Genomic DNA, 22,617 nt, shown 5'->3' with positions numbered 1-22,617 from the left:
CCCCGGCCGGCCCGCTTACTGGATCGCGTCGGGCTTCACGACGATCCAGTTCTTGTCCGCCGTGACCGGCAGGCCGAGCGATTTCTGCCGCGCGGCCGATTCATCCGACCATGCGCGAATCTGCGCCATCTGCTTGTCCTTCTTGTTGACCCACACGCGCACGCCGCCGCGCGCGACGTCGGTCGCGTTCAGCAGCATGTAGCCGTCGGACGTCGGCGTGTCGCCCGCGACGAGCACCGGCTTCTTCCACTGGTCGATCCAGCCGACGATCGAGCCGAGCTTGCCTTCGTACCACGTCATCGGGTTCATCAGGAACGGCGTGATCACGAGGCTGCGGTTCGCGGCCTCGTCGTACTTGCCGGCCTTGATCTGCAACCGGGACGTCGTCAGCGCGCCGGTCGCCGGGTTGCGCAGCAGCGTCGTCACGCCGATCACGTTCTGCGGCTTCACGTTGTAGCCGTACTTCGGGTCGGACAGCACGAGCCGCGCGAGCTCCTCGTGCGCGGCCGTCATCACGTAGACCTCGATCCCGTTCTCGCGCAGCGCGTTGTACAGCTCCTGCATCCCGCGGAAGAAACGCGGCGGGTTCACCGTGCCGTCGGCCACCTTGTCGCCCTGCCAGTAGCGGATCGGGATCGGCTTGCCGTCGGCGAGCATCGCGTCGACGTGGCGCTTCAGGTCGGCCAGCGACTGCCCGGCGAACGCCTGCGCGATCCATGGGTAGCAGACCAGGTCGTCGATCTCGCAGAGCCGGTAGTAATAGCTCGTCAGCGATTCCTTGTAGTCGGCGGAATCCTTGAACGGGATCAGCTTCAGCGACGGGTCGAGCGTGTCGCGCGTCAGCACGCCGCGGTTCTCGAGGTACGGCAGCAGCGACTCCTCGAGGTCGTAGCGGTAGGTCGTGTTGTCGGCGTCGAACACCGCATAGTCGCCACGATGCGCGTGCGCGGCGATCATCGCGTTCAACGCCTTCGCGCTGTCGGCCGGCCAGTGCGACAGGTCCGCCGCGTGGGCGAAGCTCATGCACAACGACGCGGCAAGCGCGCTCAGAAGACGTCGGGACAGCTTGGGCATGGCATCACTCCCTTCTTGACAGTTTCGTTACAGATCGATGACAAGCGGGAGCATCGCGCGATTGGCGCGCGGGCATGCGGTGCGGAAACGACGGGAAGTTGCCCGTGCGCGTCAGTGCGGCGGCCAGGAGGGCGGGAAACGGAGGCGGTAAAGCGGAGAACGCGGTGGAAGCGGCACGGGCCCGCGAACGCGGGCCTGCCGGAACCGGCTGCCCGCGCGGGCAGCCGGCGCGAGCCTCGATCAGCGATGCGCGTTGATCGTGTCGCGGGTCTTCTGCGCGGCGAGCGCCGCGGCTTCGGCGAAATCCTCGCCCTTGCTCGCGTACAGGATCGCGCGCGACGAGTTGATCATCATGCCGGTACCGTCGGCCGTGCGGCCTGCGTTGACGGTCGCCTGCACGTCGCCGCCCTGCGCGCCGATGCCGGGGATCAGCAGCGGCATGTCGCCGACGATCCCGCGCACGATCTCGATTTCCTTCGGGAACGTCGCGCCGACCACGAGGCCGAGCTGGCCGTTCTTCGCGTTCCACTTGTTCGCCGCGAGATCGGCCACGACCTGGTACAGCGGCCGGCCGTTCGTGTCGAGGAACTGCAGGTCGGAGCCGCCCGGGTTCGACGTGCGGCACAGCACGATCACGCCCTTGCCTTCGTGCTCGAAGTACGGCTCGACCGAGTCGTAACCCATGTACGGGTTCACCGTGACGGCGTCCGCGCGATAGCGCTCGAACGCCTCGCGCGCGTACTGCTCGGCCGTGCTGCCGATGTCGCCGCGCTTCGCGTCGAGGATCACGGGCAGGCCCGGATGCTGGAGGTGGATGTGCGCGATCAGGCGCTCGAGCTGGTCTTCCGCGCGATGCGCGGCGAAGTAGGCGATCTGCGGCTTGAACGCGCTCGCGTATTGCGCGGTCGCGTCGACGATCTGCCGGCAGAATTCGAAGATCGCGTCGGGCTGGCCGTCGAACTGCACGGGAAAGCGCGACGGCTCGGGATCGAGGCCGACGCACAGCAGCGAATTCGTGCGCTGCCACGCGGCGCGCAGCGATTCGATGAAACTAAGCGGGGAAGACATGGCGGGTACTCGCGGCAAACCGTTGGTAGACCGCGTATTTTACCCGCGTCGCCGGCGCGCCTCGCGTGTCGCGCCATTGCCGCGCGCATCGGCGCGTTCCACGGTGAACGCGAACCGCCGCGTGAGCCGCTCGCCGGGCGCGAGCAGCGTCATCCCGTGCGCGGCCGCGCCGCCCGGCAGGTTCACCGCGTTGATCGGATGATCGACCGGCTCGAAGCAGAAGAAATCCTCGCCGGGCGGGGTATAGAGCACGTACGCATCGGCGTCGGCCGCCACCGTCAGCGACAGTCCGCGGCGCGGCCAGCTCACCGTCGCGTGGCCGCCCCAGCCGGTGAACGCATGATTGACGAGCGTGGCCGGCAGCGGATACGCGACGCCGAACTGCCAGGCCGGCGGCACGCTCACGTGCCGCACCGGCAGGAAATCGGCGCCCGACAGCCACAGCCCGCCGGCGGCCGCGGCCAGCTCGGTCACGTCGTCGCGCACCAGGAACGGATGCACGCCGAGCCCGAACGGCAATCGCGCGCGCCCCGCATTCTCGATCGTCAGCGCGATCGACAGCGTCGTATCGTCGAGCTCGAACGACTGGATCGCGCGGAACGCATACGGCGCACCGGCGGTGCGATCGAGCGACAGCTGCAGCGACGTGGCGGTCGCATCGTCCACCTGCCATGGCGCGAGCCAGCCGTCGCCGTGGATCGGCAGCGGCTCGTCGCGGCGGTTGCGCGGCACCGCGACGCTGCGCCCGTCGCATTCGAAACGCGCGCCGCCGATGCGGTTCGAGTAAGGCAGCAGCGGGTAGCACGCGAGCTGGTTCGGGTCCGTCGCCGTCTCCGGGTGTTCGCAGCGGCGGAACACCGGCACCAACGCGCCATTGTCGCCGCGCCAATCGAAGCGCGCGATGCCGCCGCCGAGATGCGGCAGCACGTCGAGCCGCAGCGCCGCGTTCGACAGCGTGACGGCCGCCGCATGCGCGGCGCCGACGCCCTGCGCGAAGGCGGCCGTCTGCGGGCCGGGGCTGACCGGCTGCGCGGCGGCGGCCAGGCGCGCGCGGCGCGACTGACTGGTGGACGACGATGCGCGCGAGGACGTGGCGGTCATGATGAACTCCTTTCCTTCGTCGAAGAAACGATGCGGGTCGTGCGAACGGTCAGGCCCAGCCGCCGTCGACGATCACGTCCTGCGCGGTGATCATCCGGCTGTCGTCGGCCGCGAGGAACAGCGCCATCCGCGCGAGATCGGCGGGCAGCAGTTCGGCGTCGATGCACTGGCCGGCCTTGATCGCCGCGCGGCCCGCGTCGTCGAGCCACAGCCGGCGCTGCTTGTCGGTCATCACCCAGCCCGGCACCAGCGAATTCACGCGGATGCCGAACGGGCCGAGGTCACGCGCGAGACCGCGCGTCAGCCCCTGCACGGCCGCCTTCGCCATCACGTAGACGGGATAACCGCCGTTCTTCAGCATCCAGCTGATCGAGCCGAGATTGATGATCGCGCCGCCGCCCTGCTGCTTCATGTCGTCGATCACCGCCTGCGCGGCGAAGAACTGGTGACGCAGGTTCACCGCGATGCCCGCGTCGAACGATTCGGGCGTCACGTCGCCGATCGCGTGGCGCGCGTCGTTCGCCGCGTTGTTCACGAGCACCGCGATCGCGCCGATGCGCGCGCGGATCGCGTCGATCGCATGGCGCAGCGCGCCGACGTCGGTCAGGTCGCACTGGATGAACAGCGGCGCATGGCGTACGTGCGCGAGGCTGTCCGCCAGCGCGGCGCCGGCCGCCGCGTCGAGGTCGACGAACGCGACGCGTGCGCCCTGCAACGCGAAGTGTTCGACGAACGCCGCGCCGATGCCGGTCGCGCCGCCCGTGATCAGCACCGCGCGATCCTCCAGGCTCGGGTACCGTGCATCGCGCGCGTGGCTGGTGGTGTGCGCGTCGTGCGCGGAAGTGTCGATGGTCATGCGGTTCGTCTCCGTCAGGGCAGGCCGGGTCAGTCGCGAACGCCGCGGTTCTTCAGCTGGTCGAGCAGCACGGCCGCGAGCAGGATCGCGCCGCGCACGAGGTACTGGTAGAACGCGTCGATGTTCAGCAGGTTCATCACGTTCTCGACCGTGCCCATGATCAGCACGCCGATCACGACGCCGGAGATCGTCGCGCGGCCGCCCATCAGCGACACGCCGCCGAGCACGCACGCGGAGATCACGTTCAGCTCGAAGCCCTGCGCGGCGTTCGGCTGGCCCGACGTGATGCGCGACGCGAGGATCACGCCCGCGAGCGCCGTTACCGCGCCCTGGATCAGGAAGATGTACACGCGCGTGCGTTCGACGTTGATCCCCGCGAGACGCGACGCCTCGGGGTTGCCGCCGATCGCGAGCGTGTTGCGGCCATACACGGTCTGGTTCAGCAGCACGCCGAACGCGATGAAGCACAGCAGCGTGACCCAGATCGGCAGCGACACGCCGAACAGCGTGAGCCCGCCGAGCGCGATGAACGTATCCGACGACACGCCGACCGCCTGCCCCTTCGACACGATGAAGCCGAGCCCGCGCACGATCTCCATCGTCGCGAGCGTCGTGATCAGCGCGTTAATGCGCAGGTAGGCGATCACCGCGCCGTTCACGAAGCCGATCGCGGCGCCGGCCGCGACCGCGGCGACGATCGCGACGAACGTGTTGTCGGTCGCGTTCAGCACCATCGCGCACAGCACGCCCGAGAACGCGACGGTCGAGCCGATCGACAGGTCGAAATCGCGCGACGCGAGACAGAACATCATCGTGCACGCGACCATGCCGATCTGCGAGATCGACAGCGCGAGGCCGAGCATGTTGTCGATCGAGAAGAAGTGATCGACCGTCAGCGACATCGTGATGAACATCACCGCGAAGATCGCGATCAGGCTGTATTCGGTCAGGTGCTGCCACCACTTCTGGCGGTCGCTCTGCTGCGGCACCAGTGCGTCGGCCGTGGGCTTCACGGCGGCGCTGCCGAGGTTTTCGTTGACTTGCATGATTGTGTCTCCTGCTCCTGCATCGCGCGGCCCGTGCCGCGCGTGTTCGATTCGAATGTCGGGGCCTCTACGTCAGGCCGCCTCGACCGCGCTCGTCTGCGGCAGCGCGAGGCTCAGCACCGCGTGTTCGTTCGCCCGTTCGCGCGGCAGCTCGCCCGCGATCCGGCCTTCGCGCATCACGACGATGCGGTCGGACACGCCGAGCACTTCCGGCAGCTCCGACGACACCATCACGATCGCGCAGCCGCGCTCCGCGAGCCGGTAGATCACGTCGTAGATCTCGTGCTTCGCGCCGACGTCGATGCCGCGCGTCGGTTCGTCGAGAATCACGACCTTCAGGTCGGGCTCCGCGAGCCAGCGCGACAGGATCGCCTTCTGCTGGTTGCCGCCCGACAGGAAGCGGATCTTCTGGCGCCGGTTCGGCGTCTTGATCTTGAGCCGCTGGATGAAGCGGTCGGCGGTTTCGCTTTCGGCCTTGCGGTTGATGAACAGCCCCGCGCGCAGCGAATGGCGGCGGCAGCTGATGTTGATGTTCTCCGCCACCGACGCGATCGCGATGATCCCTTCTTCCTTGCGGTCCTCGGGGCACAGCACGATGCCGTGGCGGATCGCGTCGCCGGTGCGCTTCACGTCGATGCGCGCGCCGTCGAGCGTCAGCACGCCCGCGCGCCGGTGATCCGCGCCGTACACGAGCCGCATCAGCTCGCTGCGGCCCGCGCCGACCAGCCCGAAGAAGCCGACGATCTCGCCCGCGCGCACCGAGAAGCTCGCGGGTTCGCGCAGCGCATGGCCGTCGACGCCGTCGGCGGAGAACCGCACGTCGCCGAGCGCGCGCGGCGCGTAATGGTAGATGTCCGAAATCTCGCGCCCGACCATTTCGGCGACGAGCCGTTCGCGCGGCACGTCGGCGAGCGATTCGTGCGACGCGATCTTGCGCCCGTCGCGGAAGATCGTGCACGCATTGCAGAGCCGGTAGATCTCGTCCATCCGGTGCGAGATGTAGATCAGCGCGCGGCCCTGCGCGCGCAGGTCGTCGACGAGCTTGAACAGCACCTCGGTCTCGCGATGCGACAGCGAACTGGTCGGTTCGTCGAGCGCGATCACGCGCGCATTGCGCATCAGCGCCTTGCAGATCTCGACCATCTGCCGCTGCGCGATCGACAGCCGCCCGAGCTTCGCATCGGGATCGAGATCGACACCCATCGCCGCGAGCCGCTCGCGCACGTAGCGCTTCGCCTCGCGCTTCCTCACCCAGCCGAACGCATTCGGCAGGCGGCCGAGCAGCAGGTTTTCCGCGACCGTCAGGTCGGGCACGTACTGCAGCTCCTGGTGAATCACCGCGATGCCGGCCGCGATCGACGCGGCCGCATTCGCGAACTGCACGGGCTGGCCGTCGACCAGCACGCTGCCCGCATCGGGCTGGTATTCGCCGCCGAGAATCTTCAGCAGCGTCGACTTGCCCGCGCCGTTCTCGCCCATCAGGCCATGCACCTCGCCCGCATGCACGTCGAACGAGATGCCGTCGAGTGCGCGCACGCCGGGAAATACCTTGCCGATATTGTCAAAACGCAGTGCCGCTGACACGTCGCCTCTCCACTTCCGGAATCGATCGACCGCCGGCCGCCGCATCGCCGCGGCAGCCGGCGGGCCGCTTACTTCGACGCGAGCCCCATCTCGTCGCGCACCTTCGCCACGTTGTCGCGCGTCGCGAGCATGCCCGTCGTCAGCGTCAGCGCCGGCGGTGCCTTGCCCTGCGTGATCCACGCGTACATCAGGTCCGAGGTTTCCTCGCCGTGGCGCTTCGGGCTGATGATCACGGTGCCGTAGAAGCCCGTCGGCTGCGGCTTCTTGAACTCGTTCAGCGCCGAATCGGAGCCGCCGATGCCGATGCCGATCATGTTGTCGGCCTTGAAGCCGCGCCCTTCGGCCGCGCGCACCGCGCCGAGCACGGCCTCGTCGTTCAGGCCGTACGCCACCCAGTGCTTGAACTGCGGGTTCTTCGTGAGCGCGATGTTCGCCGCGTTGAACGCGTTCTCCGTGTCGGTCTTCGCCTGCGGCGCGGCGATCACGTTCGCCTTCGGGAAGCCGGCGGCCACCAGCGCGTCGGTCGCGCCGCTCGTGCGGTCGTGCGCGGTCGGCAGCTGCTCGTAGGTGATGTCGATCGCACCGACGTCCTTCATGTCCCAGCCGCGCTTCTTGATCTCGGCCGCGATGCCGTCGCCGACCTGCTTGCCGATGTTGTACGCGGAGATCCCCATGTGCGGCACCGACTCGATCGGCTTGCCCGCGCCGTCGACGAGGCGGTCGTCGACCGTCATCATCTTCAGGTTGTGCGACTTCGCCTTCGCGACGATGCCCGGCCCGAGCTTCACGTCGGGCGTGCAGATGATGAAGCCCTGCGCCTTCTGCGCGGACAGGTTGTCGATCGCGCTCATCACCTTTTCGCCGGACGGCGCACCGATCTTCACGAGCGTGAAGCCTTTCGCCTTCGCCGCCATCTCGGCGAACTTCCACTCGTCCTGGAACCACGGCTCTTCCGGCTGCTTCACCAGGAAGCCGATCTTGACCGGATCGGCCGCGTGCGCAACCGGGCTCCCGATCACCACCGCAGCTGCAGCGGCCAGCGTTACGAACGTTCTGCGTTTCATCTCCAGTGTCTCCTTTCTTCATCGAACGGGATGCAGCCGCTTGTTGGTTTCGACGCAGCGTGCGCGCGGCCGTCGCACGTGCGGTCTTTCGAATCGCTACGTCAATCGTGTCAGTCGTGGTACAGCGCCGCACGCCCGCCGTCGACGGTGATGCATGCGGCATTGATGAACGGCGCCTCGTCGGACGCCAGGAACACGGCCGTCATCGCGACCTCCTCGGGCCGGCCGATCCGCTTCATCGGCTGCAGCGCGAGCGTGTCGGCGCGCGCGGCGGCCGGATCCGGCTGCGCGTCCCACCAGTCGCGCGTGAGCTGCGTCTCGATGTAGCCCGGCGCGATCGCGTTCACGCGCACGTTGCGCGCCGCGTATTCGATGCCGAGCGCACGCGTGAGACCGAGCACGCCATGCTTCGCGACCGGGTACGGAAAGCAGCCCGGGATGATCCTGAATGCATGCGTCGACGCGATGTTCACGATGCTGCCGCGACCGCGTTCGACCATCCCTTCCAGCGCCGCCCGGCAGCCGTGCCACACGCCGTCGAGGTCGACCGCGAAGCAGCGGCGCCAGTCGTCGTCGGTCATCGTCAGCGGATCGGCGAACACGTTGATGCCCGCGTTGTTCACGAGCACGTCGAGCGGGCCGAACGCCGCCTCGGTGCGCGCCCCGGCATCGCGCACCGCATCCTGGCGCGCGACATCCGCCTGCAGCGCCAGGACGCGCGCGCCGGCGATGTCGTGTGCAATTCCGGCGGCCGTGCGCTGCGCCTGCGGGAGGTCGAGATCGACGAGCGCGACGGCCGCGCCCTCGCGAACGAACGCGCGGGCGATCGCGGCGCCGATGCCTCGGCCCGCGCCCGTCACCATCGCGACCTTGTCCGCGAGGCGGCCCATCATGCGGCTCCGCCGCGCGCCGCACGCAGGCCAGCCTGGAACGCACGCGCGTTCGCGGCAGTCTCGTCGGCCGGCTGGCCGGGCCGGTACAGCGCCGAACCGAGCCCGAAGCCGTTCGCGCCGGCCGCGAGGAACGGCTGCATGTTGTCGGGTGCAATCCCGCCGACCGGGATCAGCGGCACCGCGCGGTCGATCACCGCGCGCCACGCCTTCACGACGATCACGCCCAACTGCTCGGCCGGGAACATCTTCAGCACGTCCGCACCGTTCGAAAGCGCCGTGAACGCTTCGGTCGGCGTCGCGACACCCGGCGCGCTCGCGAGGCCGCGCTCGCGTGCGCGGCGGATCACGGCCGCATCGCTGTGCGGCATCACGATCAGTGAACCGCCCGCATCCTGCACGCGATCGACGTACTCCGCGCGCAGCACCGTGCCCGCGCCGACGATCACGTCGTCGGGCAGCGCGCGCCGCAGCGCCGCGATGCTGCCGAACGGGTCCGGCGAATTGAGCGGCACCTCGACGATCCGGAAGCCGGCTTCGTACAGTGCACGGCCGTGGTCGGCCGCTTCGGCGGGCGTGATCCCGCGCAGGATCGCAATCAGCGGACACGCGTCGAACGCGCGCATCAGTGCGGCGTGAGGCGTGTACGGCGCGGGTAACGTAAGGTCGGACGGCATCAGGGGTTCCTCTGCAATCGATTCATTGGTCGGCGCAGACGGGCTCGCCGTCCGCGCGCACGAGCCCGGCGCGTGACGCGATCCGCCACAGGCCGCGCTCGGTCGCATGCGCGACGACTCGCGCGTGCGGGTGGCCGAATTCCTGAAGCGCATCGGCGTAGCGCGCGCACAAACCGTCGTCTCCGATCAGCAGCAGCGGCTGGTGCGCGAGCGCGATGCCGCGCTCCGCGAGCATCGCGTCGAGCGCGTTGAGCTCATGGCCGATCAGCAGGCCGGACAGGTAGTCGCCCTGCGCATCGGGCGCGAGCCGGTCGGTCAGGCCGAGCGTGCGCGTGCTGAAAATCGTCGCGAGCAGCCCCGTGTGCCGCGCGCCGCGCGCGACCGATACGCCGCGCACGAACGCCGCGCGATCGGGCGACGCACCGGCGCGCATCGTGCGGCCGAGGATCGTGTGGTCGCGCAGCACCGCGAACAGCTCGCCGGTCATGAAGGTCTGGAACCGCTCGATCAGCCCGTTCGTCACCCACGCCCATTTCGCATGCGTGCCCGGCAAGCCGATCAGTACCCCTGAACGATCTGCGCCAAGCGTGGGATCGCTCGCGAGTGCGCCGACTATCTGCGTTTCTTCGCCGCGCATCACGTCGGGCAGTTCTCCCGTGGCGATCACGCCCGGCACGATCGAGACCGTCGTACCGCGCAAGGTCGTCACCGTGATGAGGCCCGCGACGAGCGCGTCGGCGCCGGCCGGCACCGCGACATACGGCGCCTCGCGCCAGCCCTGCGCGCTGCCGACCATCCCGGCGGCGAGCACCGGCAGGCCGGGCGAGCGGTCGAGCCAGTCGCCGCAGGCTTCCTCGAACACCGCGTCGAACGCGCGCGCGCCGCCGCCCGGCACATGCATGACGCCCGCCGGGCGGCTGCGCGTGTCGATGAGCGCGCCGTGCGCGTCGTACAGATACGCGCGCAGCGAGGTCGTGCCCCAGTCGAGCGCGATCAGCGACGGGGTGGCGGAGGTAGCGTCCGGAACGGGCCGGGTCGAAGTCGTCATCGTTTGATCCTGCGGGTACCCTGCGGCGGGCTCCAGCCCAGTTCCGCGGAAATGGCTCGCGCTTCGCGCTGCACGAGCGGAATCAGTTCGTCCATCCGGTCGTGCGGCATGTACGGAATCGTGCTCGCCACCGACACCGCCGCGACGACCGCGCCCGATGCGTCACGGATCGGCGCCGCCACGCAGCGGATCGACGCCTCGTTCTCCTCGAGGTCGAACGTATAGCCGCCGGCCGCGTAATGGGCCATGCGCTGCAGGAACGCGCTCGTCTCGGGCCGGTTGTCGGGTTTGAAGTTGACGCCGGCCAGCGCGCGCCGTGCGGCCTCGAACAGCGAGCGCCACAGGTCGGGATCGAGGTCGAGCATCATCGCCTTGCCGATGCCGGTCGACGCGAGCGGCATCCGGTGGCCGACGCGCGAGCGCATCTCGAGGCCGCGCGTACCGGGAATCTTGTCGATGTACAGCACGTCGTCGCCGTCGCGCACGCCGAGATGGATCGTGTCGAGCGTCGCTTCCGCGAGCGCTTCGAGGTGCGGGCGCGCGACCGCGGTGAGCGGCATCTGCTCAAGCGCGATCGTGCCGAGCTCGATCAGCTTCGGGCCGAGCAGGTAGCCGCCCTGCACCTGGCGCAGGTAGCGCGCCTGCACGAGGCTGCTGACGAGGCGATGCGTCGTGCTGCGCGTCGTACCGAGTGCGGCGCCGATCGCGCGCATGTCGCGCGCGCCGTTCGCGATCGCCTCGAGGATCGCCAGACCGCGCAGCAGCGTCTGCGTACCGGCCTGCTGGGCAGCGAGATCGAGCGGCGTGCTGGTCGCGCCGATGCTGTCGGTCAGCGACGCATCGTCCGGCGTCGCGCGCCGGGCGTCGAGGGCAAGGGAGTCGGGCATCTTGGTCATGGGGCGGGCTTCTTCAACGGAACCGGTGAAGCCGTTCGCGCGACGCCGGAACTGCGTCCGGCATTGCGTCGAGGCGGCGGTCGATGCACCGAATAAAGCGCCCGGCGAACTTCATGGAAGGTGTCTCCGTGTGCGTCGGGCGCCGCGCGATGCGTGGGTCCGAAGCTGTCGATGTGCTTCGGATTGTAGGAGCGCACGCACTCGTCTCCAATATTTGAATGCGTTGTCCAGATAATGAGAATTCGACGGGAATCCGCGGCAGGCACGCCATAACGGCTGCGCCATGTGCACGGGGGCGGAACCCGCCGTATCGCAGGTTCCGCCCCCGTTGGTTCACCGCTCGCCGCGCTTACTGCTGGCTCGTGCTGCGTGCCTGCATGTAGCGCTGTACGTCCGCGAACGACACGCGGCCGTTGCCGCTCGAGTCGATCTGCCGGAAGTGGTTCGCGACATAACCGAGGCCGGCCGCGCGCGCCTGCGATTCGGTGATCGAACCCGTGTTCTGCGAGTCGGCCGCGCTGAACTGCCGCGCGAGCTTGCGCACCACCTGCGCATGCAGCGCGGCGCCCGTCGTCTGCGTGCCGGCGGTCGGCTTGCGCGCGGCCGGCGGCACGTACGGATCGCCGAGCTGCGCCTGGCGCGCGCGCGCCGGCGCGGCGGCGTCGCTCGCCTGCGCGAACGCGGATACGGATGCTGCGGCGCCGACACATGCGAGCGCCGCGGCAACGACGATGAAACGATTCTTCATATCAGGCTCCAGTCTGGAATGAGGTCGTCGACGGCCGGCGCGGCGCCACCGCGGGCGCCTGTCGCCGGCCGACGCAGCATCAGTGCGCGGCCGCGTTGTAGAAGGTCACGAGGTCGGCTTTCTCCTGCGGACGCGACGTATCGTCGAGATAGACCATGTGTCCGCCCTGATAGTCCCTGATCGTCAGGTTCGGTTGCGTGCCGAGCCGCGCGAGGTCGAGCTCGGTCTGGTAGAACGGCGTCGCGATGTCGTGATACCCGTTCAGCGACAGCACCTTCAGTTGCGGGTTCAGCGCCAGCGCCGCGGCGAGATCGGGGATCGTGTCGGGCATCGCGAGCCCGTCGTGCGTCCAGTCCCACGTGTTGATCGCGTTGCTGCTCAACGAATACGCCGACTGCGCGGTGTACTTCAGCTCGTTCGGCAGGTACTGGCCGATCGTGTCGGTGAACGGCTTCGTGATGAACGAGCTCGACGGATCGCCGTCCGCGGCAAGCGGGCTCGACACCGGCACGTTCACGCGCGCGTCGTAGCGGCCGATCAGCGTGCCCGGGATCAGCGACAGCTGGAAGCTGTTGTCGAAGAAGGTCGGGATCACGTTGAAGTCCGCATTCCACAGCGACTGCTTCACGCCGGTCGAATTCACCATCGTCGTGACGAGGGCCGGCGGCGGCGGCGTATGGCTCGCGAGGTACGCGTTCACGGCGGGCGCGTAGCTGCCGGCCGTCAGCAGGCGCATCTGGTCCGCATACTGCGGCAGGTTCGACGGGTTCGGGTTGTCGAGCTGGTAGTACGCACCGACGGTGCCATACGACGGCACGAAACCCGCGCAACTCACCGGGCTCGACCCGTTGTTCGAGTTGCCGATGTAGTCGCTCGCCATGTCGCAGTTCGTGTTGTAGTTCAGGATCGACGACTGCAGCACGATGCCGTCGAGCTTCACGCCCGCCGTCTCGAGCAGGTTCGCGAGCACGTCGGTGCGCGGCGTGCCGTACGATTCGCCGAACAGGTATTTCGGCGATGCACTGCGCTGGTTCACGGCGAGGTAGCGCGTGACGAAATCTCGGAACGCGCCGCCGTCCTGGTCGACGCCCCAGAACGTCTGGTTCGTGTTCGGCGCGATCGCTTCGGAGAAGCCGGTGCCGATCGCATCGACGAACACGAGGTCGGTCGTGTCGAGCAGGCTTTCCTGGTTGTCGACGAACGGGAACGTCGACGTGTTCGCGTTCGGGTCGCCCGTCTGGATCCGGCGCGGGCCGAACGAGCCGAGGTGCAGCCACACCGATGCCGAGCCGGGGCCGCCGTTGTACAGGAAGGTGACGGGCCGCTTCGCCGCGGGCTGGTTGTCGGCCGTATAGGCGACATAGAAGAACGACGCTTCGGGCGCGCCCGTCTGCGGATTGCGCGCGACGAGGTGGCCGGCCGTGGCCGTGTAGCGGATCGTCTTGCCGTTCAGCGTGATCTGGTGATGCGTGACGGCGGCCTTTTCAACCGCGGCGGAGGCGTCGAGCGACGCGTTCGCGCTCGACGAATAACTGTTCGGATCGTTGTACGCCTTGTCCACCTGACCGGCGGGATCGGCTGAGTTGTCGGCGCCGGCAGCGGCGGACGATGTCACGTCGTCGTTGCAGGCCGTCAGAATCAGCGAAGAAAACACCACTCCCAACAACAGCTTCGCTTTGCTCGCTGGCATCGTTGCTTTCCTTCTCTCGGATGTTTTTTGTATCGAGCAGCCGGATAAGCCGCCCCCCGCCTCGATCGCGGCCGATAAGCCGAGGCGCTGGCCAATATACGCGAGCCCGTCAGCTTTGAAAAATTTTGAAATATTTGGCCGGCGGCCGGTGCGGCGCACACCTTTCAGGAATGCTTCGGTTTGCGAAACGTTGCATTTCACGCACCTTTCACGGACTTTCGCGTTTACCCGGGAATACTAAAAAATCCAGGATTTCGTGCCATATCAGCCAACAAACACGCGTGATCGCGAGCATTGCTCAGCAAAGCGAAATAGACGGATTCGTCTAATGGATGTGACCCGAAATGCGCGCGACACGCATGCGCTGCAGCGCACAAACGGCATGCAAGCGACCCGCGTGCGGCGCACGGGCATCGAAACGGTCAATGTGACGGCGCGCTCGCGCCGTTCACTCCGATTGCGGCAGTTCGGCCGCGCCCATCCGGCGGGCGATGACTGCCGCGCGCTGCGCCTGGTAGGCCGAGCCGCGGTGCGCGTCGAACCAGCGCGGCTTCGGCAGCATCACCGCGAGGCGCGCCGACTGCCACGCGCCGAGCCGGCTCGCGGGAATCCGGTAGTAATAGCGTGCGGCCGCCTCGGCACCGTACACGCCGCGTCCCCACTCGACGGAATTCAGGTAGATCTCGAAGATCCGCTCCTTGTCGAGCACCGTTTCGAGCATCCACGTGATGATGAGCTCCTGCCCCTTGCGGATGTAGCTCTTCTCGCGCGACAGGAACAGGTTGCGCGCGAGCTGCTGCGTGATCGTCGAGCCGCCCGCGACGATCCGGCCGCGCGCCTTGTTCTTCTCCCACGCCTGCAGGATCGCGTCGACGTCGTAGCCGTTGTTGGTCGCGAAGGTCGAGTCTTCCGACGCGATCAGCGCGCGCTTCAGGTTGCGCGAGATCTGGTCGTAAGGCACCCACTGGTGCTGGATCTGCGCGGGCGGCTTGTCGCGCGACAGCCACCACGCGTCGGTGCGCATGAACGCGGTCGAGCCCGGGTTCACGAACGACCACAGCGCGATCTGTACGAGATAGAACAGTTGCGTCGCGAACCACGCACCCGCGAACACCGATCCCGCATAGACGATCCAGCGCGTCGGGCTCACCGTCCGCGTGTGCTGCGTGCCGCTCACCGCCACCACGTGCCGCGCCCCGTTCAGCTCGCCGCGAGCGCCTGGCGCAGCGCGGCCAGCACCGGCGCGCCGTCCGGCCGCACGCCGCGCCAGATGAAGAACGATTCGGCCGCCTGCTCGACGAGCATCCCGAGCCCGTCGGCGGTGCGCGCGCCGAGCGACGCCGCATGCTGCATGAACACCGTCGGCTGCGCGCCGTACATCATGTCGTACGCGAGCGTGCCCGCGCCGAACGCGGCCGCGTCGCACTCCGGCAGCGCGGCATCGAGGCTGCCGGCCGTCGCGTTGATCACCACGTCATATGGCTCCGCGCGCACGACGTCCGGGCCGCCGCCCGCGAGCGTGCAGCCTGCATCGTGGGCGGCCTGCATGAACTGGCCGACGAGCGCCTCGGCCTTGCTCGCGGTGCGGTTCACGATCGTGATCGACAGCGGCGCGCGGTCGAGCAGCGGCAGCACGACACCGCGCGCCGCACCGCCCGCGCCGAGCAGCAGGATGCGCGCGCCCGCCAGCGACACGCCGAGATTCGCCTCGATGTCGCGCACGAGGCCGACGCCGTCGGTGTTGTCGCCATGGATACGGCCGTCGGCGTCGATGCGCAGCGTATTCACCGCGCCCGCCGCCGCCGCGCGCGGCGACAGCGTGTCGGCGAGCGCATGCGCCTCGAGCTTGAACGGCACCGTCACGTTCGCGCCGCGACCGCCTTCGGCGACGAAGGCGCGCACGGCGGCTTCAAAGCCGTCGACCGGCGCGAGCCGGTGCGCGTAGTCGACCGGCTCACCCGTCTGCGCGGCGAACTGCGCGTGGATGAACGGCGACTTGCTGTGCGCCACCGGGTTGCCGAACACGACATAGCGGTCGGCGCCGCTCGTCGACGCAGCTGCGGTCATGATGCGCGCCCCTCTTCTTCGGCGTTGCCGCCCGTGGCTTCGCCGCCTTCACCGCCTTCGCCGGCAGCTGCGCCGTCCGCCTCCGCCAGCGCTTCCGCCTCGGTTTCGGCCGTTGCGTCTTCGGCGTCGATCAGCGTGTCGTCGCCGCTTTCGGCGTCATCCTCTTCGTCGGCCGCGTCGCCGCTCGTCACGGTCGGCGCATCGAGCACGTTCAGCAACCGCACCGATGCCTCGATCGTCAGCTCGTCGAGCGACATCACGTCGAGCAGCACGCGCGTGCCGCGCGCATGCACGCCGAGCCCCGGCACGTGCAGCAGCAGCGGAATTTCCTCGAGGCGCACGAGATCGCCCTTCACCACGCTCGCGACGACCTGCTTCTTCTGCTCCTGCGCGAGCCAGCGCAGGCACCAGAAGTACTCCATCCGGCGCTGGTAGTCGGCGTAGGCCGTATACGTGTCGTCGAAGCCCTGCACGACCGCGTACAGGTCGGCGTCCTTCGGCTTGAACGGTGCGGCGAGCTTCGCGGTGACGCCGTGCTGCACGCACGCGAGCAGCTGCCACTGGTTCACGAGGTCGACGTAGCGGCGCAGCGGCGACGTGCTCCATGCGTACTGCGCGACACCGAGACCTTCGTGCGGCGCGGCCGTCGTCTGCATCCGCGTGCGCTTCGGGCCCGGTGCGCCGAAGCCGCGCTGCGAGCGGTAGATGCCCGGCACCGTGTGATCGTGCAGGAACGCGCCCCACGTCGAGTTCGCGAGAATTGCGAGCTCCGACACGATCAGGTCGAGCGGCGAGCCGCGCCGGCGCGGCGTGATCGTCACGTGCTCGCCTTCGACGTAGAAGTTGTAGTCGGTGTTGCGCTGCACCTCGCGCTTCAGGCCGTAACCCGCGCGCGCGACCTGGCGCTTCTCGAACAGCGCCTGCGCGAGCGGCCACAGCACGGCGATGTCGTCCTTGTGCGGATAGTCGCCGGTGCCGGCCGCGAGCGTCTCTTCGTTGACGAGCTCGTCGAGGTTGTTGTGTCGCAGGTTGTTCTTCACGAACACGAGCTCGGCGCGCGTCTCGTTCGCGACGATCTCCTGCGTTTCGCGGTTGACGATGATGTACAGCGACAGTGCCGGACGGTAGTCGCCCTCTTTCAGCGTGAACACGTCGACGACGTCGTCCGGCAGCATCGTGATCTTGTCTCCCGGCATGTAGACGGTCGACAGGCGTGTGCGCGCGATCGCGTCGATCGCGTCGCCGCGCACGATGCCGAGCGCCGGCGCCGCGATGTGCACACCGATGCGCACGCGGCCGTCGGCGAGATGCTCGACCGAGAATGCGTCGTCGATTTCGGTCGTCGTGATGTCGTCGATCGAGAACGCCTCGACGTCCGCGCGCGGCAGGTCGTCCGGCAGCGGGCCGACCGTGACGGCCGGAAAGCCCGTGCCGTGCGGGAAGAACTCCGCGAGGAAGCGCGCCTCGTGCAGCGCGCGCGGCGACGCGATGCCGCCGCAGTCGAGCATCAGCCGCGCCGGCGACACGCCGCGCGCACCGGCCGCCGCTTCCATCGCCTTGTATTCGATCGCGTTCTTGTCCGGCCGCGTCAGCAGCCCGAGCACCTTGCCCGTGAACGCTTCCGGCAGCTTGCCGGCCTTCAGCTCCTCTTCGTACTGCGCCTGGACGAGCGCCTGCTGGCGCTTGCGCTCGAGCGACGCGAGCGCCATCTTGAGCTGCTCTTCCGGCGCGCGCTGGTACTGGCCGCGCCCCTTGCGGCGGAAGTAGACGGGCGAGCCGTGCAGTCGCAACACCAGCGCCGCGCGCTCCACCGGGCCGTACGTCGCGCCGAAGTATTCCGCGGCCAGCGCCGTATACGCGAACTCGTCGGTCGGCGCGCATTCCCACAGGAAATCCAGGTCGATCTGCTGCGCGGCCGTGTCGGCTTCCTGCATCAGTTCGCCCGCGGCCGGCTTGTCGAATTCGATCAGCACGTCTTTCGCGCGCACCTTGGCCCGCCGCCCGCCGGGCAACTCGACCTGAAATGCGTCGCCCTGGCGCGACAGCACGCTGCCCGCCTTGAAACTGCCCGATTCCTCGAAGAAAACGTTCACTCAGTACTCTCGTTCAGACTGCCGGGCGCCGCGTCCGCGGCGCCTCATGATGATGGGAATTCGATCGGCACATGGCCGGATCAAGACGTCTTTCCGTCGCAAAACGCGAGAACGTCGTCGACATAGTCGGCAAATTCGCTGATCCCGTGATCGCTGCCTTCGATCACGCGCGTCTTCGCGCCCGGGTAATGCGCGAGCATCTCGCGGTAATCGAGCACTTCGTCACCGGTCGCCGCGAACAGATAGTAGCGTTCGGCACGCGTGATTGCCGGCACGCGCAGCGCGTCGAGTTCATGCAGGTGATGGCGCTCGACGACGATCGTGCCGCCGCCGTGCCACAGCGGCTGTTCGCCGAGGTGCTGCTCGAGATCGCGCTGCGGCACGATGGCCGGATTCAGCAGCACGGCCTTCCAGCCGTGTTTTTCGGCCAGCCACGTGGCGTAATAGCCGCCGAGCGAGCTGCCGATGACGGTCACGTCGCGCGCGCCGGCCACCTCGGCTTCCGCGACCGCGATCGCTTCGAGCGGCGACACCGACAGCGACGGGCACCGCCACTCGCCGGTGCGGCCGAGCTCGGCCATGCGCGCGGCGAGCTGGCGCGACTTCTGCGATTCCGGCGACGACCGGAAGCCGTGCAGATACAGGATCACGAGCGGCTCCCGAGCGCATCGAGCAGCTTCTGATGAACGCCGCCGAAACCGCCGTTGCTCATCACGAGCACGTGGTCGCCCGGGCGGGCGGCTGCGACGACGGACTTCACCAGCAGGTGCAGGTCGTCGAACGCATGCGCGCGATCGCCGAGCGGCGCCAGCGCCTCGGCCAGATTCCAGCCGAGCGCGTCGCGCCCGGCCGGTGCGCCGTAACCGAACACGAGATCGGCGTCGGCCAGGCTCGCCGGCAATTGCGACTTCATCACGCCGAGCTTCATCGTGTTCGAGCGCGGCTCGAGCACGGCGAGAATGCGGGAATTCTGGCGGCCGATGCGTGCACGAAGGCCGGCGATCGTGGTTTCGATCGCGGTCGGATGGTGCGCGAAGTCGTCGTAGACGGTCACGCGGTCCACGCTGCCGCGCACTTCCATGCGGCGCTTCACGTTGCGGAACGCCGCGAGGGACGCGGCGGCCTGCGCGGGCGGCACGCCGACGTGGCGCGCGGCCGCGATCGCCGCGAGCGCGTTCATCCGGTTGTGATCGCCCTGCACCTGCCATGCGACTTCGCCGACGCGTTCCGCGTGCGAATACACCGCGAAACGCTCGTCGACCGGCACGCCGTCCTCGGCCGGCAGCGCCTGCCAGCCGCCGTCGACGCCGAACCGCTCGACCTCGCTCCAGCAGCCGCGCGCCAGCACGCGCTCGAGCGCGTCGGAACGGCCGTTCGTGACGATCCTGCCGACACCGGGCACGGTGCGCACGAGATGGTGGAATTGCGTCTCGATCGCGGCGAGATCGGGGAAGATGTCGGCGTGATCGAATTCAAGGTTGTTCAGCACCGCGGTGCGCGGCCGGTAGTGGACGAACTTCGAGCGCTTGTCGAAGAACGCCGTATCGTATTCGTCGGCCTCGATCACGAAGAAGCTCGAATCGGTGAGCCGCGCCGACACGCCGAAGTTCAGCGGCACACCGCCGATCAGGAAGCCCGGGTTCAGACCGGAGTCTTCCAGCAGCCACGCGAGCATCGACGACGTGGTCGTCTTGCCGTGCGTGCCCGCGACCGCGAGCACCCACTTGCCGGCGAGCACGTGTTCGCCGAGCCATTGCGGGCCGGATACGTAAGGCAGGCCGCGATCGAGGATCGCCTCCATCAGCGGATTGCCGCGCGTGACGACGTTGCCGATCACGAACAGATCCGGTTTCAGGTCGATCTGCTCGGCGCCGTAGCCCTCGATCAGCGTGATGCCCTGCGCCTCGAGCTGCGTGCTCATCGGCGGATAGACGCCCGCGTCGCAACCCGTCACCGTGTGGCCCGCCTCGCGCGCGAGTACGGCGAGACCGCCCATGAAGGTGCCGCAGATGCCAAGAATGTGGATGTGCATAGATGAATGCTTTCGCGCCGCCGGGCGCCGTCGATTCGGAAAGGATGTGTGTGCGGCGCGCCGGACGGGCCGCGCGGCCGGCGCCCGGCCAACGGCTTTTGCCGCGACACAAAGAACACTATTGTAACTGACGGCCTGCCGTGCCCGGCGGCCCGAACGATGCGCGCGGGCGGCGCCGGCACGCCTGGCGGCAGGCCGCCGCACCCGTGCTCGGGCGCCGCGGCGATCGAGTATGATTGCCGGATCATGTCTCGCAAACCTCTTGTCGACCCGCGGCGCCTCCGCGAGGAAATTGCCCAGTCCGCCGCCCGCCTGATCGCGGAGGACGGCCTCGACTATGCCGGCGCAAAACGCAAGGCCGCGCGCCAGTTGCTGGGCGACTCGCGCGTTGCCGGCGAATGGTTGCCGGATAACGACCAGATCGAGGAAGAACTGCGCGAATACATCGCGCTGTTCCAGAGCGACACGCAGCCGGACGAACTGCGCCGCCTGCGCGAAGTCGCGCTCGACTGGATGCGCCGGCTCGCCGAGTTCCATCCTTATGTGACGGGTGCCGTGCTGAACGGCACCGCGAACGCGCATTCGGATATCCATTTGCAGGCATTCACCGACAACCCGAAGGACGTCGCGATCTACCTGCTGAACCAGAACGTCCAGTACGACGTGTCCGAGACGCGGCATTTCGCGGGCCGCGCCGACGTCGAGACGCTCAGTTTCCTGTGGCGCCCGCGGCGCGACGTGGATGCGATCGGCATCCATCTCGCGCTCTATGCGAGCGACGACCTGCGCGGCGCGGTCAAGGCCGACGCGCGCGGCCGGGTCGCCCGTGCGGATGCCGCCGCGCTGCGCGCGCTCGTCGAAGCAGGCAAGGCCCCTTCCGAACCGGAATGATTCAACGATGATGATGAAACGCATGTTGGCGCTCGCGGTCGTCGCGGCCGCCGCCGTTGCCGGCGGGCTCGCCGCCGGCCATTGGTTCCGCGGCACCGCCGATGACGGGGTTGCCGTCGCCGCGCCCGCCGCGCAGGGCAGCCCGGTCGAACAGTTGTGGGCGGCCTCCCTGACGGGTGTCGACGGCAAGCCGGCCACGCTGTCCGCCTTCAAGGGCCAGAAGGTCGTCGTCAATTTCTGGGCGTCATGGTGCGGCCCGTGCGTCGAGGAGATGCCGGAGCTCGTCGCGCTGTCGCACCAGTACAAACAGAAGGGCATCCGTTTCATCGGGATCGGCGTCGATTCCGAACAGAACGTGAAGAACTTTCTGCAGAAGGTGAAGGTCGACTATCCCGTCTTCGTCAGCGGTTACGCGGGCGCCGATCTGGCCCGTAATTTCGGGAATACCGCCGGCGCGTTGCCGTTTACGGTCGTCATCGACCAGACCGGCAAGATTCGCGAGACAAAATTGGGACAAATCCAGCCGGCCGAGCTGAAAAAGACGCTCGACGCGCTGTAACCCGCCCGAACGGCGGCCCGGACGTTGTGGGCGATTTGCCCGTCGATCGCCGCAATTTCGCGTGAATTCGCCGCTACTTTGCATGCGCACCGGTAATTCTTGCAGGTCCCGCGCGCTCGGCCGTTCGGCAAAACTAGACAAATTTCTCTAAATAGCGCTAAAGTTCGCGCAATTCCGCAGAAATAGAAGCGACCATGACACGATTGCTGGTGCTGCACGGCCCCAACCTGAACCTTCTCGGCACCCGGGAACCGGAGGTGTACGGCCGCGTCACGCTCGCACAGATCGATCAGGCGCTTGCCGCGCGTGCCCGGGAAGCCGGCGCCGAACTGTCGTCGTTCCAGAGCAACCATGAAGGTGCGCTGGTCGACCGCATCCAGGCCGCGCGGGAGGAACAGACCGATTTCATCCTGATCAATCCGGCCGCGTATACGCACACGAGCGTCGCGATCCGGGACGCGATCGCCGGCGTTGGCATCCCGTTCGTCGAGGTTCACTTGTCGAACGTGCATCGCCGCGAAGCGTTCAGGCACCACTCCTACTTTTCCGACCAGGCCGAAGGCGTGATCTGCGGGCTCGGCTGGAAAGGTTATCTGTACGCGCTCGAGTACGCGCTGGACAAGCTGCAAGGCACGTCGCGCGGCTGAATTCGCGATCTAGATTCAGCGCCGGCCCCTAACCGGCGCTTTCACGTATTGAAAGGGGAATTCCCGATGGATCTTCGTAAGCTGAAAACTCTGATCGACCTCGTTTCCGAATCCGGCATCTCCGAGCTGGAAGTGACGGAAGGCGAAGGCAAGGTGCGCATCGTCAAGAACGCGCCGCCGGTCTACGTGCAGCCGACGGCTGGGTATGCCCCGCAAGTCAGCGCGCCCGCTCCGTCGGTCGCGCTGCCGACCGAAGGCGCTGCCGCGCCGGCCGCTGGCGGCGCTGCCGCACCGGCTGCCCCGCAGGGCCACGTCGTGACGTCGCCGATGGTCGGCACGTTCTATCGCGCGCCGTCGCCGGGCGCGGACCCGTTCGTCCAGGTGGGCGACACGGTCAAGGAAGGCCAGACGATCTGCATCATCGAAGCGATGAAGCTGCTCAACGAGATCGAGTCGGACAAGGCCGGCGTGATCAAGGAAATCCTCGTCGAGAACGGCCAGGCCGTCGAATACGGCCAGCCGCTTTTCGTGATCGGCTAAATCCGCCGCGCGGCCCGCAGGCCGCGCACCGCCGATGCTCGCCAGG

Annotated in this window: 22 protein-coding genes; 4 read left to right on the top strand and 18 right to left on the bottom strand. The window is 68.1% G+C overall.

Going from position 1 to position 22,617, the window contains the following annotated elements:
* Positions 1 to 15: 15 nt before the first annotated feature.
* The 18 genes from VK92_RS12535 to mpl form a co-directional block, all read right to left on the bottom strand.
* A complete protein-coding gene (locus VK92_RS12535) occupies positions 16 to 1,074 on the bottom strand; it encodes a hypothetical protein (protein WP_048026119.1) in 1,059 nt (352 codons plus the stop codon).
* A 240-nt stretch (positions 1,075 to 1,314) separates the two neighbouring features.
* Positions 1,315 to 2,142, bottom strand: coding sequence for an orotidine-5'-phosphate decarboxylase (gene pyrF / locus VK92_RS12530; protein WP_021161870.1), 828 nt, complete (start codon positions 2,140 to 2,142; stop codon positions 1,315 to 1,317).
* A 39-nt stretch (positions 2,143 to 2,181) separates the two neighbouring features.
* Positions 2,182 to 3,243 (bottom strand): aldose 1-epimerase, encoded by a 1,062-nt coding sequence (locus VK92_RS12525; RefSeq protein WP_048026117.1) that lies wholly within the window; start codon positions 3,241 to 3,243, stop codon positions 2,182 to 2,184.
* Between the two features lie 49 nt (positions 3,244 to 3,292).
* Positions 3,293 to 4,099: an SDR family NAD(P)-dependent oxidoreductase gene (locus VK92_RS12520; RefSeq protein ID WP_048026115.1), complete on the bottom strand. Its 807-nt coding sequence runs from the start codon at positions 4,097 to 4,099 to the stop codon at positions 3,293 to 3,295.
* 29 nt (positions 4,100 to 4,128) lie between these two features.
* Complete coding sequence (gene araH, locus VK92_RS12515; protein WP_048026113.1) at positions 4,129 to 5,145, bottom strand: L-arabinose ABC transporter permease AraH; 1,017 nt, start codon at positions 5,143 to 5,145, stop codon at positions 4,129 to 4,131.
* Positions 5,146 to 5,217: 72 nt separating this feature from the next.
* Positions 5,218 to 6,729: an L-arabinose ABC transporter ATP-binding protein AraG gene (araG, locus tag VK92_RS12510; RefSeq protein WP_048026111.1), complete on the bottom strand. Its 1,512-nt coding sequence runs from the start codon at positions 6,727 to 6,729 to the stop codon at positions 5,218 to 5,220.
* Positions 6,730 to 6,797: 68 nt separating this feature from the next.
* Entirely contained in the window at positions 6,798 to 7,793 is a 996-nt protein-coding gene (locus VK92_RS12505) for an arabinose ABC transporter substrate-binding protein (protein ID WP_048026110.1), read from the bottom strand.
* Between the two features lie 110 nt (positions 7,794 to 7,903).
* On the bottom strand, positions 7,904 to 8,683 hold the full coding sequence (locus VK92_RS12500; protein ID WP_048026138.1) for an SDR family oxidoreductase: 780 nt from the start codon (positions 8,681 to 8,683) through the stop codon (positions 7,904 to 7,906).
* Positions 8,683 to 9,360 carry a 2-dehydro-3-deoxy-6-phosphogalactonate aldolase gene (locus tag VK92_RS12495; protein ID WP_048026108.1) on the bottom strand — a complete coding sequence of 226 codons (678 nt, stop codon included), beginning with the start codon at positions 9,358 to 9,360 and terminating at the stop codon, positions 8,683 to 8,685. The genes VK92_RS12500 and VK92_RS12495 overlap by 1 nt, the downstream gene beginning before the upstream one ends.
* Positions 9,361 to 9,382: 22 nt before the next feature.
* Positions 9,383 to 10,408 (bottom strand): 2-dehydro-3-deoxygalactonokinase, encoded by a 1,026-nt coding sequence (locus VK92_RS12490; protein WP_048026106.1) that lies wholly within the window; start codon positions 10,406 to 10,408, stop codon positions 9,383 to 9,385.
* Positions 10,405 to 11,304 carry an IclR family transcriptional regulator gene (locus VK92_RS12485; protein ID WP_021161879.1) on the bottom strand — a complete coding sequence of 300 codons (900 nt, stop codon included), beginning with the start codon at positions 11,302 to 11,304 and terminating at the stop codon, positions 10,405 to 10,407. The genes VK92_RS12490 and VK92_RS12485 overlap by 4 nt, the downstream gene beginning before the upstream one ends.
* A gap of 349 nt (positions 11,305 to 11,653) precedes the next feature.
* Positions 11,654 to 12,052: an EF-hand domain-containing protein gene (locus VK92_RS12480; RefSeq protein ID WP_027788419.1), complete on the bottom strand. Its 399-nt coding sequence runs from the start codon at positions 12,050 to 12,052 to the stop codon at positions 11,654 to 11,656.
* A 79-nt stretch (positions 12,053 to 12,131) separates the two neighbouring features.
* The gene (locus tag VK92_RS12475) at positions 12,132 to 13,742 is read right to left on the bottom strand and encodes a S10 family peptidase (RefSeq protein ID WP_042976644.1); all 1,611 of its coding nucleotides are present in this window, start codon (positions 13,740 to 13,742) and stop codon (positions 12,132 to 12,134) included.
* A gap of 448 nt (positions 13,743 to 14,190) precedes the next feature.
* Entirely contained in the window at positions 14,191 to 14,928 is a 738-nt protein-coding gene (gene mtgA, locus VK92_RS12470) for a monofunctional biosynthetic peptidoglycan transglycosylase (protein WP_048026104.1), read from the bottom strand.
* 14 nt (positions 14,929 to 14,942) lie between these two features.
* Positions 14,943 to 15,809, bottom strand: a complete 867-nt coding sequence (gene aroE / locus VK92_RS12465) for a shikimate dehydrogenase (RefSeq protein ID WP_048026102.1) — start codon at positions 15,807 to 15,809, stop codon at positions 14,943 to 14,945.
* The gene (locus tag VK92_RS12460; protein ID WP_048026100.1) at positions 15,806 to 17,902 is read right to left on the bottom strand and encodes a ribonuclease catalytic domain-containing protein; all 2,097 of its coding nucleotides are present in this window, start codon (positions 17,900 to 17,902) and stop codon (positions 15,806 to 15,808) included. The genes aroE and VK92_RS12460 overlap by 4 nt, the downstream gene beginning before the upstream one ends.
* Positions 17,903 to 17,982: 80 nt before the next feature.
* Positions 17,983 to 18,552, bottom strand: coding sequence for a YqiA/YcfP family alpha/beta fold hydrolase (locus tag VK92_RS12455; RefSeq protein WP_048026099.1), 570 nt, complete (start codon positions 18,550 to 18,552; stop codon positions 17,983 to 17,985).
* Positions 18,549 to 20,138, bottom strand: coding sequence for a UDP-N-acetylmuramate:L-alanyl-gamma-D-glutamyl-meso-diaminopimelate ligase (gene mpl / locus VK92_RS12450; RefSeq protein ID WP_231600734.1), 1,590 nt, complete (start codon positions 20,136 to 20,138; stop codon positions 18,549 to 18,551). Before mpl ends, VK92_RS12455 begins: the two co-directional genes overlap by 4 nt.
* Positions 20,139 to 20,180: 42 nt before the next feature.
* On the opposite strand from mpl, the gene VK92_RS12445 reads away from it, so the two are divergent.
* The 4 genes from VK92_RS12445 to accB all read left to right on the top strand — a co-directional run bounded on the left by VK92_RS12445 (position 20,181) and on the right by accB (position 22,571).
* Entirely contained in the window at positions 20,181 to 20,825 is a 645-nt protein-coding gene (locus VK92_RS12445) for a hypothetical protein (RefSeq protein ID WP_042976655.1), read from the top strand.
* A 7-nt stretch (positions 20,826 to 20,832) separates the two neighbouring features.
* Positions 20,833 to 21,384 carry a TlpA family protein disulfide reductase gene (locus tag VK92_RS12440; protein WP_021161888.1) on the top strand — a complete coding sequence of 184 codons (552 nt, stop codon included), beginning with the start codon at positions 20,833 to 20,835 and terminating at the stop codon, positions 21,382 to 21,384.
* 194 nt (positions 21,385 to 21,578) lie between these two features.
* Complete coding sequence (gene aroQ, locus VK92_RS12435) at positions 21,579 to 22,031, top strand: type II 3-dehydroquinate dehydratase (RefSeq protein ID WP_011350880.1); 453 nt, start codon at positions 21,579 to 21,581, stop codon at positions 22,029 to 22,031.
* 66 nt (positions 22,032 to 22,097) lie between these two features.
* Positions 22,098 to 22,571, top strand: coding sequence for an acetyl-CoA carboxylase biotin carboxyl carrier protein (accB, locus tag VK92_RS12430; protein WP_021161889.1), 474 nt, complete (start codon positions 22,098 to 22,100; stop codon positions 22,569 to 22,571).
* Positions 22,572 to 22,617 lie beyond the last annotated feature (46 nt).

The organism is Burkholderia sp. LK4, from assembly GCF_001043615.1.
Classification (GTDB): domain Bacteria; phylum Pseudomonadota; class Gammaproteobacteria; order Burkholderiales; family Burkholderiaceae; genus Burkholderia; species Burkholderia cepacia.
Note: the sequence above shows the minus strand (reverse complement) of the source record. Positions and strands in the feature narration are given on the sequence as shown.